The sequence below is a fragment of the Xanthomonas euvesicatoria pv. euvesicatoria genome, from assembly GCF_020880415.1.
Taxonomy (GTDB): Bacteria; Pseudomonadota; Gammaproteobacteria; order Xanthomonadales; family Xanthomonadaceae; genus Xanthomonas; species Xanthomonas euvesicatoria.
Genome location: NZ_JAJIUJ010000102.1, coordinates 1 through 11,619, shown reverse-complemented (window position 1 = coordinate 11,619; position 11,619 = coordinate 1). Strand labels below are relative to the sequence as shown.

The following is an 11,619-nucleotide window of genomic DNA, read 5'->3' as shown; positions in this document are numbered from 1 at the left end:
CGGCGGCACCCTGTTCCTGGACGAAATCGGCGACATGCCGCTGCCGCTGCAGACGCGGCTGCTGCGCGTGCTCGAAGAACAGAGCGTGACCCCGCTGGGCAGCGACCGGGCAATGCCGCTGGAGCTGCACGTGATCAGCGCCAGCCACCGCGACCTGGCGCAGATGGTGGCCGCCGGCGAATTCCGCGAGGACCTGTACTACCGCCTCAACGGCGTGGTGCTGCATCTGCCGCCGCTACGCGAACGCAGCGACAAGGCCGAACTGATCCGCACCCTGTTGCGCGAGGAAAACAGCGAGCGCAGCGTGCGCATCAGCGAAGATGCGCTGCACAAGCTGCTCAGCTACGCCTGGCCGGGCAACCTGCGCCAATTGCGCAATGTGCTGCGCACGGCGGCCGTGCTGTGCAGTGACGAGGTGATTCGCCTGCCGAATCTGCCGCAGGAGATCGTCGACGCGGGCAGCGCACCTTGCCTGGTCGATGCGCGCGCGGTCGCGGCCGACGATATGCCCGGCCGCGTTGCATTGGATCAGGCCGAACGGCTGGTGCTGCAGCAACAACTCGAACGCCATCGCTGGAATGTCAGCCGCACCGCCGATGCCCTGGGCATCAGCCGTAACACCTTGTACCGCAAGTTGCGCAAGCACGGGCTGGAGACCGGGTGAATCGGGAATCGGGAATCGGGAATAGATAAAAGCAGCGCGCTGACGCTCTACGATTCCCGATTCCCGATTTCCCGCGATCAAAGCGCCCAGCGCACGCCGATCAGGTACTGCCGGGGCACCCCCGGTGCGAGAAATCGTGCCGGGCCGGTTTCCACTGGCGCATCCTGCGGGCGTGCGAGTTCGCCGTCGGGAAACACGTCTTCGGCCACGGCGGCATAGGTGGCGTAGCGGCGGTCGAAGACTTTGTCGATCCGGGCGAACAGCGACACCCGCGCGTTGATGGTCCAGCGCGCCTGCAGGTCGACCAGGGCATAGCCGGCGGTGCCGATGTCGAGACGCTCGGGCGCGGCCTGGCCTTCTTCGGCATTGTCGACCTGGCCATCTTCGTTGCCGCTGGCCACCCGCCCGGAGACCGCACGCACGCCCACGCCCAGCGTCAGCGCATCGCGTTGCCACTCCATCCCGAGCTTGAGGTTGTGCCGCGGTAACGCGGCGATCCGCAGTCCCGGCCGCAGCGCGATCACACGCTCGCCGGACAGCAATTGGCCGTCGCTGCGGTAAGTGGCATCCAGGTAGCTGTAGCCGGCCGACCACTGCCAATCGCCGCTGCGCAGATGCAGTGCCGCGTCCACGCCCTGATAGCGCGTGCGGCCGACATTGTCGAAGTAACCCAACTGCGTGTCCGGTGCGCGCAAGAACAGAATGTCGTCGCGATTGTCGGCGGGGTAGACCGACAGCGTGGCGTTGCGATTGGCCGACGGCGTCCAGCGCGCGCCCAGTTCGTAGGTGCGCGAGATGATCTGCTCCAGGCGCGGATCGGCCTGCAGACCGGTCGGCACCCGACATGGCTGGGTGGGATCGGCGCAGCCCAATTCGATGGCGGTCGGTGCACGGCTGTTCTGCGCGACCGAGCCGTAGAGCGTCACCGCCGATGCGAGCCGCCGGGTCAGCCCCAGCGACGGGTTGGCTTTGGCATAAACGAAGCGCTCGCGTGGGCGGTCGCCGTCGTCGGCGGTGGAAAGAACGTTGTCCACCACCACATGATTCCAGCGCACCGCGGCGGTGAGATGGGTGGCATCGTCCAGTGCCCAGGTGTCGGCCAGGAACACGCCCAATGTCTGCGTACTGCCGCGCACGCCGGAAAAGAACGCGCGGTCTGTCGCCGGATCTGCAACGACCGAGCGGTCGGGCTGCACCCACCCGTCGCGGGCGAATTGCCGATAACGCACATGGCCGCGATCGAAAGTGGCGCCGGTGGTGAGCGCATGCGCGCCCCATTGCATGCTCAGATTGAGCGCAACGCCCTGCGCGTGCTGACGCATCTGGGTGGTGTTGAGCGCGCCGGTGTGCAGCGTGTCGGCATCGGTGCGGGCGACGTCGCAATCGGCATCCAGTGCGCTGCCATCGGTGGCGTAACCGGAAGCGCACTCTTCGACGAATTCCTCATAGTCCTGCCCGCTGTCGCCATTGACGGTGTCGCGCCGCCCCATCTTCGAATAAGCCAGCGCGTGCAGCGCAGTGTCTGCGTCGAAACGATGGTCCAACTGCACGCTCAATAACGTATTGCGATTGCGGGTGAGATCGGGCGATGTGTAGACCGAGCGCCGATCGGCGCGATACAAGCCGGGCTCCGGACCTTCGTCAGTGTAGCGTGTATCGGGCAGCAGACCATTGCCGATCAGACGGCTGCGCCCGTGCAGCAGCGACAGGCTCCAGTCGGTCTGCTCGCCTTGCTTACCGACCTTGCCGAACACGGTGCCAAGCCGGCCTTCGGAGGCAGCGCGCCAGCCGTTTTCGTCGAAGCCGGTCAGCGCGACAAAGCCATGCCAGCCGTCGGCGCCGGCAACGCCGTAACTGGCATCCAGCCGCTTGCGCGCGCCGCTGCCGATGCTCGCTTCCCCCTGTAATCCGGGCGCGGTCAGCCCGGAGGCGGTAGACAGCACCACCGCGCCGCCCAGCGTGTTCGGCCCGAACAACGGGTTGGAACCCGGCATCAGCGTCACGGCGCTGATTGCCGCTTCGGGCAGCATGTCCCAGCTGACGATATCGGCGAACGGTTCGTTGAAGCGCACGCCATCCAGATACACCGACACCCCTTGCGAGGCGCCGGGCAGCGCCGACGCACGAAAGCCATGGAAGGTGAGATCGTTCTGGAACGCGCTGCCCTGCACGTCGTTGCCGTCCACGCCAATGAAGCGGCGCTGCAGCAGATCGCTCAGGTTGTTGCTGCGCCCACGCGACAGTTCGGCATTGCTTGCCGACTGCACCATGTACGGCAATTGCGCCGCATCGATGGTGGTGCCCGCGATCGGCGTGGCGGTCACCTCGATACGGTCCAACCAGGTGACTTGCGGCGCTTCCGCTGCAACGGCCAGTGCGCTGCGTGCGAGCAAGGTCATGGCGCATGCGCCTGCCAATCCCCTGCGATGCAGCGTCGCTGTCCTGCATCTGCCTGCTGCCATGTGCGTCTCCTTCAATACACCACGATGGATTTGATGCCGCGTGCCGCACGCAGGTCCGCCAACGCCTGGTTGATGTCGACCAGCGCCAGCGTGCGCGTGATCAGCGGCGCCAGTTGAATGTCGCCGTGCAGATAGCGTTCGACATAGCCAGGCAACTCGCTGCGGCCTTTGACGCCACCAAAGGCGCTGCCGCGCCACACCCGCCCGGTGACCAATTGAAACGGGCGCGTGCTGATTTCCTGCGTGTCCTCGGCCACGCCCAGGATGACGCTCTCGCCCCACCCCTTGTGGCAGCACTCCAGCGCGGCGCGCATCGCACCGACATCGCCGATGCATTCGAAGCTGTGGTCGGCGCCGCCATCGGTCAGGTCCACGATCACCTGCTGGATCGGCGCACCGTAGTCGCGCGGATCCAGGCAATCGGTGGCGCCCAGCTTGCGTGCCAGTGCGAATTTCGCAGGGTCGATGTCCACCGCGATGATGCGACCGGCCTGGGCCAGCACTGCGCCCTGTATCACCGACAATCCGATGCCGCCCAACCCGAACACCGCCACGCAATCTCCCGGCCGCACATGCGTGCTGTTGAGCACCGCACCGACGCCGGTAGTGACCGTGCAACCGAGCAGGCAGGCCTGCTCCAGCGGCGCATCCGGATGGATGCGTGCGACCGCAATCTCCGGCAACACCGTGTATTCGGAAAACGTGCTGGTGCCCATGTGATGCAGGACCGGCCGCCTGTGCAACGAGAACCGGCTGCTGCCATCGGGCATCAGGCCACGTTCCTGGCTGCTGCGAATCGCCTGGCACAGATTGGTACGGCCGGAACGGCAGAATTTGCACACGCCGCATTCGGGCATGTACAGCGGAATCACGTGATCGCCGGCCCGCACGCTGGTGACGCCGATCCCGACGTCTTCGACAACACCGGCACCCTCCTGCCCCAGGATCGCCGGGAAGCTGCCGGCGTGGCCATGCGCCAACGCATGCGCATCGCCATGGCAAATGCCGGTAGCGACCAGGCGCACCAGCACCTCACCGGGACGCGGTGGCTGCAGGTCTACCTCTTCGATGGTCAACGGCTGGTGCGGACCCCAGGCCACCGCAGCGCGTGTCTTCATCCGGCCTCCCTGACGCGCGTCGGCCTGCCGGCCGCTCAGCGCGCGATGATCACGCCCCACGGCAGCTCGCCGACGGGGATCTGTTTGAGTTCGCGCAAGCTGGCGGTGTCGATCACGCTCACGCTGTTGGAACGCCCGTTGGCAACGTAGAGCTTGTCGCCGGCCGGCGTCAGCGCCGGATTCCACGGACGCTGCCCGACCGGGATCTCGGCCAGGGTGCGTGCGGTCTTGAGATCGATCACGCTGACCGTGCCGGCGCCCCCGTTGGAGGCATACAGCCGCGCGCCATCTCCCGACAGCGCCACGCCGGCGGTGCGCGCGCCGGCCGGCAGGCTGGCGCGCCGCTGACGCGTCTGCAGGTCGATCACGTCCACCACGTTGGCGGTTTCCTGGGCGATGTACACGCTGTGCCCGTCGGGTGCGAACGCCATGCCGCGCGGATGCCCGCTGGTGGCCACCACGCCGCGCGATCGATGCGTGGCCAGCTCGATCATGTCCATGTCGTTGGAGCCTTCATTGCTGGTGAGCAACCACTTGCCATCCGGGGTGTAGGCGCAATGCTCCGGCGCCTGCCCGCGCGTGGCGATCACCTGCTGCACGACAAATTGCGCCGCGTCGATCAGCGTCACCTGATTCTGGCCTTCCACGCATACCGCGAACTGCTTGCCGTCCGGCGACAACGCGATGCCTTCGGCGTTCTCGCCGATGTCCACGCTGCGCAACACCGCATCTTTTTCGGTATCGAGTTCGACCAGCCGGTGATGCTCGGCATCGATCAGATACAGATGCCCCTGCGGGCCGGGCAATACCTGCTGCAAGCGCTTGCCGAGCTGGCCCTGCGCGCTGAGCGTGCGCACCACGGTATCGGTGTGCGTATCGATCACCGACACCGTGCCACTGCGTTGATTGGGCACATACGCAAACACCGGCGGCGTTGCCGGCGCCGGTGCTGCGGTGCCCGTCGTCGCGGGTGCGGCGGTGGAGGCCGGCGAGGCAGCGTCGCGCTGGCAGCCGGCCAGCAGCAGCGTGGCCAGCAGCGTTGCTGCAAGCATGCATGGCCAGCGAGCAGGCGCTGGCCTCATTGCGCCTTGCCTGCAGTCTTGTTGATCGAGTGGATGAAGGCGAGCAACTTTTCGGTATCGCCGGGCTTGAGCACCGGCGCGAACGGCGGCATCTGCCCGACGACCTTTTCGTGCCCGACGCGGGTCTTGCCGTGGGTGATCATGGCCGCGGTGCCTTCATTGATCAGCGTACGCAGGGTGTCGTCGTCGCTGCCGTACACCCAGATGTCGTTGGTCAGCGGCGGGCACATGCCACCGCCACCGGTACCGCCATGACAGGCATTACAGCCGGCCGAGAAATAGATCTTCTTGCCTTCGGCGACCAGTTCGGGCGTGACCTTGACCTCGGGGCCTTTCGGGATCGGCACGATCGTGGCGGGTGGTGCGGCCGGCGTCGCTGGATCCGGGGCAGGTCCGGCCGCCACATTCGGCATCCCTGCGGCCGCAGGTGCAGGTGCAGGTGCAGGTGCTGTGCTGTCGGCGGCTGGCGCAGGCGCCGGTGCGCCGGCGGCCGCCGGGGGCGCAGGCGGCGGCGCATCGGCGGCCGGGGCCGGTGGCGCGTCCTTGCCGCATGCCGCCAACACGACGCTGAACATCAACGCGCACAGCGGTGCGCGGACGGAACGATCGAGATAACGTGTAGTGGACGTGCGCATGAACGAACCTTTTTGATCGGAGGGAACGCCGCGCACTCCGGTGCGCGCGACGGGTGAGGCAATCATTTGGGTGCCGGGCGCCGGGCCTCGGCGAGCAGCGTGGCCAGCGCGGTGTCGCCACGTGCCTGCGCCAAATCCGCGGCGCTCTTGCCGTCGCGGTTGCGCGCAGACGGGTCGGCACCTGCGGCCAGCAGGCGTCGGGCAACCGCTTCGCGCCCGGCCGCGGCAGCCAGCATCAGCGCTGTGACACCGGCCTGATTGGCGTGGTTGACCTCGGCGCCGCGTGCCAGCACAGCCTCCACAATGGCCGGGTCGTCGCGCGCCACCGCAAACATCACCGGGGTGAACCCGGTGGGGTTGGCGCGCCGCACGGTCGCGCCCTTGTCCAGCAGCGCCTGCACCACACCCACGTCGGCATAGGACACCGCAAGATCCAGCGCGCTCCAGCCGTCGCTGGACACGGTGTCCACCGGCGCGCGCTTGGCCAGCAACCTGCCGACACTGTCGGCGTCATTGGCCCAGGCGGCTTTCATCAGTGCGGTCCAGCCGCTGGCGTCGCGCGCCTCGATGCGTGCGCCGGCATCCAGCAGCAGGCCGACCAGGTCCGGCTCCTGGTTGCGGATGGCCTGGTGCAATGGCGGCTCGCCCAGCAGGTTCGCGCGATTGGCATCGGCGCCATGGCGCAGCAGCCATGCCGCACGCACGGCGTCGCCCGCGTCCAGTGCATGCGCCAGTTCCTGGTTCGGGTCTGCACCGTCGGCGATGCGCAATTGCAGCTGCGCCAACTCTTGCGACGAGGCCGCCGGACTGGGTGCAGTGGATGCCGGTTTCGGCGTGACATACGGCCCGTGCGACGCCAGATCGCCGGCCACCACGCAGTCGCTACAGTGCACCAGCGGCACGTGATACCCGCGCAGGATCTGGTCGATCTTTGCCGCGCTCTGCTGCAGCGCCGTGTTCAACGCATCGCGCAGGTCTGCATTCTTGCGCGACACCGCCCAGGCCATCGAATACTCCAGCACCGCATCGTCGATGGTGTTCAAGGGCACCATTCCCAGACCGTTGCGCTGTGCGTAATACCCGGCCACCGGGCCCCAGGATTCGGCCGCATCCAGTGTGTTGGCGGCAACCCGTTCGACCAGCTTGCCGGGGTGTTCTTCCGGCGCAGTGGCCGAGTCGTAGAACAGGTATTGCACCTCACCGCTGATGCCATGCTCGTACAGCGCCTGACGCGCAGGCGAGCTCTGGAACACGCCCAGGCGCAGCTTCTTCAGCGCCGGGTCGTCCAGCGAAGCAGGCCGCACATTCAAGCCTTTGCGTGTGACCAATACATAGGTCGAGCGATAGAGCGGGCGCGTGACCACCCCTTGCTCGAAATCGCTGTTGAGATCCATCAGCACATCGCAACGGCCCACGTTGATCGTGCTGCGTGCCAGCCCGCGCTGGTAATAGGTGCGCCATTCGTATTGCAGGCGCCGGCCCATGGCAGCGGCCACGACCTGGGCAATCTTGTTCTGGAAGCCTTCGCCGGCCTTGTTGGACAACGGCATGTTGCCCGGGTCCGCGCACACGCGCAGCACGTGCGGGTCGGGCGCTGGCGGCGGTGTTGCCGGCGAGTTGGTTGATGCAGGTGCCGCAGCGGGCAACACATCCGAACGAGAAGCGCGAGCCGTCGATGAAGACGGCTCGCGTGTGCAGCCTGCGGCGACGAGTCCGAGGCTGCACAGCACCAGCACCAGCACCTGCTGCAGGTGCCGGGTGATGCCGCGCACGCCGGCAGCACGCTGCCGAGGTGCGCGTCCAACGCCTTGCGTGCAGATCATCGTGCCGTCTTCGCTGCGGCATTGGCGGTACCGCCACCTGCGGCCGCAGTGGCGGTCCCAGTGGCAGTCACGGTCTTGCCGGCGCCATCGATACGGAAGCTGTGGACCATGCCGCCGAGCGGGATCTTGTCAAAGCCCGCACCGAACGCCAGCCCTGCCGCACCCAGCGCGCCATACGGATCGGACGGATCCAGGCCCGCAGTGACCGGCAGGCCGATCCACCCGCCGATACCGGAGAACACCGCCACGTACTGATGGCCGTTGGCTTTATAAGCGATGGGGTTACCGATGATGCCGGACGGCAGCTTGGTCTCCCACAGCTTCTTGCCGGTGTCCTTGTCCACCGCGCGGAACCAACCATCCAGCGTGCCGTAGAACACCAGCCCGCCGTCAGTGACCAGGGTGCCGCTCCACACCGGGTACTTCTCCTTTGATCTCCCACTTGGACTTGCCTTCCACCACGTCGAACGCCTTGACGATGCCCAGCGCGCCCGGCTCGTTCGGCTTCATCATCACGTTGGCGAACACATACGGCAGGCCCATCATGGTGTTGCCGCGCTCCTGCGGTTCCAGCTCCATGTGCCAGTTATTGGTGCCGCAGAAGAACACCGCCGCATTGGCCGGATCCACCGAGCACGGCTGCTGGTCCTTGCCGCCCATCGCCGACGGAAACGCCTGCACTTTCTTGCCGCGTTCCAGCGGAGAATGCGCAGCCACCTTGACCGGGCGACCGGTCTTCATGTCGATGCGTTCGGCCCAGTTGGCCGGCACGAACTTGTGCGCGCGCAGCAGCGTGCCATCGCGCCGATCGAGCACGTAGGCAAAGCCGTTACGATCGAACTGCACCACCGAGGGGACCTGCTTGCCGTCGATGGTCAGGTCGACCAGGATCGGCTCGTTGATGCCGTCGTAATCCCACTGGTCGAACGGGGTCTTCTGGTAGCCCCACACCGCCTCGCCGGTATCGATCTTGCGGGCGAACAGGGTCATCGACCACTTGTTGTCATGCTCGCCGTTGTTGCACTCCTCCTGCGAGGTCTTGCCGCAACGATACGACGGGCTCCACAGGCCGGGATTGCCGGTGCCGTAGTACACCAGCTTCAACTTCGGGTCGTAGCTGTACCAGCCCCACGCTGCACCGCCGCCGCGCTTCCATTCTTCGTTGGGAAAGGTCTTGACCCCCAGGTCGCCGAGTTGGCCATGCTGCGGATTGGCCTTGTTGAAATCCGGACCCAGGCAGATCGCCTTGTCGGTGCCGGCCGCATCGCAGGACCAGGCCTGCTTGCCATCGGCGAGGTTGTAGGCGGCCACGCGCCCGAGCACGCCGAATTCGTTGCCGCTGATGCCGGCCACCACCTTGCCGTCGGCGATGATCGGCGCCATGGTGATGGTTTCGCCCTTGTCCGGGTGGGCGAGTTTTTGCTTCCACACTTCCTTGCCGGTCTTGGCATCGAGTGCGATCACATCGCCGCTGAGGCTGCCGAAGACCAGCTTGCCATCGGCATAGGAGGCGCCGCGGTTGACCGTGTCGCAGCATGCCACGGCCACCGACCGTTCGTCCTGTTGCGGGGTGTATTTCCACAACACCTTGCCGCCGTCGTCCTGCGCCGCCAGATCGATGGCGAAGACGTTGTTCGGATACGCACTGACCATGTACATGATGCTGCCGATCACCAGCGGCTGGCCTTCGTGGCCGCGCGTAGCGTCGGTTTTCATCTCCCACGACATCTTCAGATTCTTGACGTTGTCGCGATTGATCTCGGCCAGCGGGCTATGCCGGGTGAGTGCGAAGTCGCGCCCCACACCGCCCCAGTTGTCCGCATTGCTGGCATTGGCGGTGAACTCGCTATCGGTATCGACCGCGGCGGCAGGTGCAGCGGCGGGCGCAGCGGCAGGTGTTGCAGCCGTTGCCGGCGCCGCAGTTTCGGTCGGTGTGTCTTTCTTGCAGCCAGACAGAACGGCGCTCAGCGCAAGCATGAGCAGCGCAGTGCTGCATACGCTGCGACAGGAAGATTGGTGCATGTGCGTCTACCCCTCTCGTTTGAACAACCAGTCGGTTGAAACATCCCGCAGCGCAGGCGCTGTCACCGCCGTGGCGATGCGGACGTAGGAAACGTCGGGAGAGACCTGAGCAAACGTCATGCCAGCGCACTGGTGCGCCGCACCACGTCGAGTCGGCAAGGGTTGGGGGCAATGACGGCGAGCTGGGCACTTGGCGCTGTCACGGTTTTGGCACAGTTTGCGCCGAACGTGCTGTGACACAGGTGGTGCAGATGATGGGAAATGCCCTGCCGAAGAATTGAACTTGCAATCTCTTCCATATCCCTGGGCCAACAGGGAAACCCACTCAAGCTAACCTGATGAGCTGCGTCCTTCAGCTGCCACACTGCTGTAACTGTCGTAGAGCCAGCCTATGTCAAGCCGTTATGGCGTCTTAGCTACGGCGCACCGGTATGACTTCATGCGTTCCCTTCTTTCAGCCATTCAAGACATGCGCATCTGTGGCGCGCCTTGTGACTGCGCCTGTGTTTGGTCCAATGTTTGTTGCTGAGCCAACTGCTGGGCAAGCCGCTGGTTAACTTGTTCAAGCTGGCTGAAAGACTGCTCGACCGGTGTCTGTGCTGCTTGAGCCGTTGGCATGTAAGCTCGAAGCATCGCCGGATCATTCAGGGATCCCTGCACAACAAAGACATTTTGAGCTGCTGGCAGGCTGTCCGTCTGCTTGCTCAGTAGGACATGATCAACTCTGGTCAATCCGTTGTCTTTCGCAAGCGCGAGCAAGCTCGCCGTCATCCTTTCGCTGACTGCATCGAAGGTGCGGCCGTTTTGCACGTCCAGCTCCGCGACCTTGCCTTTGATCTGCTGATGGAGCGCGAAATCTTGATGGTCTGCATCAACTGGTGTCTTCTTCTGCCCTTGCGTTTCTTGGCGAAGGCTTCGTTCAAGCTGGCGATCCTGCTGCCGTTCGAGCGGCGTTTTCCACTTCTCGATTTCGGGCTCACCCTTGATCAAGCCGGTGGCCGGATCGCGCTCAATGTTGACACGTGCCCAGTTGGATTCGATCTTGACCCTACCAGTCGTGCGATCCATGGTTTCATCAAGGATCTTTTCGGCAGTAGATTGAGCTTGTTCCTCCCACACGTTCTTTGGGGCCCAGGATCCCCGCTCGCCTTCCGCTTTCCTCAACCGATCAGTGATGAATTCTTCCGGGTTACCAAATTGCCTCCGGGCTGTGCCCTGGACAGATGCTTTGACCTCAAAACTCTCCCATTTGCCTTCCTGATTTTTGCCGACGACATCGATGCCGTGGCCTTGCTTGTCCTGGATCGCAACGAGATCGGTGTAGCCCTTCTTGGCAAGATCATGGGAGACGAAAGCCTCACCAATGTCGCCGATCTCAGGATCGGCCAGCTCAGAGAGATTTCGCTTGCCGATGTAGGCATCGACGGCCTTCTCCATGGAGACCTGGCCTTCAAATATCGAGACGTCTTTCCGAGCCAAGTGCCCAAGCTCTTTCGGCGAGAGTGCACCGCTTTGGAGTAGCCCATCCAAATTACCCGACTTACGGAAACCCTCAACAAGATCACCAAGCTCACCTTGGCTGCGCTTGACCCCAGCCAAGCCTTGAAACATGAGATCTGCGCCCTCAGCAGCAGCGCCGCCTTTGGCTTGGAGCCTCTGCGCGTCGTGCGCAAGCTCGACAAGTTCGCTCGCCAACTCTTTGCCGGCATGCGTTTGAACGCGACCAGCGATCTTCCCAGCTGCAGGTGCCAGGTCTTCGGCTACATCAGCTGCCTTGGCAACCTTGGCCAGGTTCGTAAGCTTTGTTGCAGGA

General features: G+C 64.9%; 7 protein-coding genes and 1 pseudogene. 1 reads left to right on the top strand and 7 read right to left on the bottom strand.

Annotation, left to right across the window (positions count from 1 at the left end):
- Window positions 1–664: sigma-54-dependent Fis family transcriptional regulator (locus tag LN450_RS16450; RefSeq protein ID WP_228886165.1), on the top strand; the 664-nt coding region annotated here is incomplete at its 5' end.
- A 77-nt stretch (window positions 665–741) separates the two neighbouring features.
- Here LN450_RS16450 and LN450_RS16445 read toward each other — a convergent pair.
- The 7 genes and pseudogenes from LN450_RS16445 to LN450_RS16415 form a co-directional block, all read right to left on the bottom strand.
- Window positions 742–3,126 (bottom strand): TonB-dependent receptor, encoded by a 2,385-nt coding sequence (locus LN450_RS16445; protein WP_011346331.1) that lies wholly within the window; start codon window positions 3,124–3,126, stop codon window positions 742–744.
- 11 nt (window positions 3,127–3,137) lie between these two features.
- The gene (locus LN450_RS16440) at window positions 3,138–4,244 is read right to left on the bottom strand and encodes an S-(hydroxymethyl)glutathione dehydrogenase/class III alcohol dehydrogenase (protein ID WP_011346330.1); all 1,107 of its coding nucleotides are present in this window, start codon (window positions 4,242–4,244) and stop codon (window positions 3,138–3,140) included.
- Between the two features lie 35 nt (window positions 4,245–4,279).
- Window positions 4,280–5,326, bottom strand: coding sequence for a beta-propeller fold lactonase family protein (locus tag LN450_RS16435; RefSeq protein WP_011346329.1), 1,047 nt, complete (start codon window positions 5,324–5,326; stop codon window positions 4,280–4,282).
- Window positions 5,323–5,997: a c-type cytochrome gene (locus tag LN450_RS16430; protein WP_039417670.1), complete on the bottom strand. Its 675-nt coding sequence runs from the start codon at window positions 5,995–5,997 to the stop codon at window positions 5,323–5,325. Before LN450_RS16430 ends, LN450_RS16435 begins: the two co-directional genes overlap by 4 nt.
- Window positions 5,998–6,023: 26 nt before the next feature.
- The gene (locus tag LN450_RS16425) at window positions 6,024–7,784 is read right to left on the bottom strand and encodes a quinoprotein dehydrogenase-associated putative ABC transporter substrate-binding protein (RefSeq protein WP_039417669.1); all 1,761 of its coding nucleotides are present in this window, start codon (window positions 7,782–7,784) and stop codon (window positions 6,024–6,026) included.
- Window positions 7,781–9,806: pseudogene (locus tag LN450_RS16420) on the bottom strand (methanol/ethanol family PQQ-dependent dehydrogenase). Before LN450_RS16420 ends, LN450_RS16425 begins: the two are co-directional and overlap by 4 nt.
- A gap of 462 nt (window positions 9,807–10,268) precedes the next feature.
- Window positions 10,269–11,619, bottom strand: a 1,351-nt coding sequence (locus LN450_RS16415) for an XVIPCD domain-containing protein (RefSeq protein ID WP_324250743.1), incomplete at its 5' end; no start/stop codon positions are given.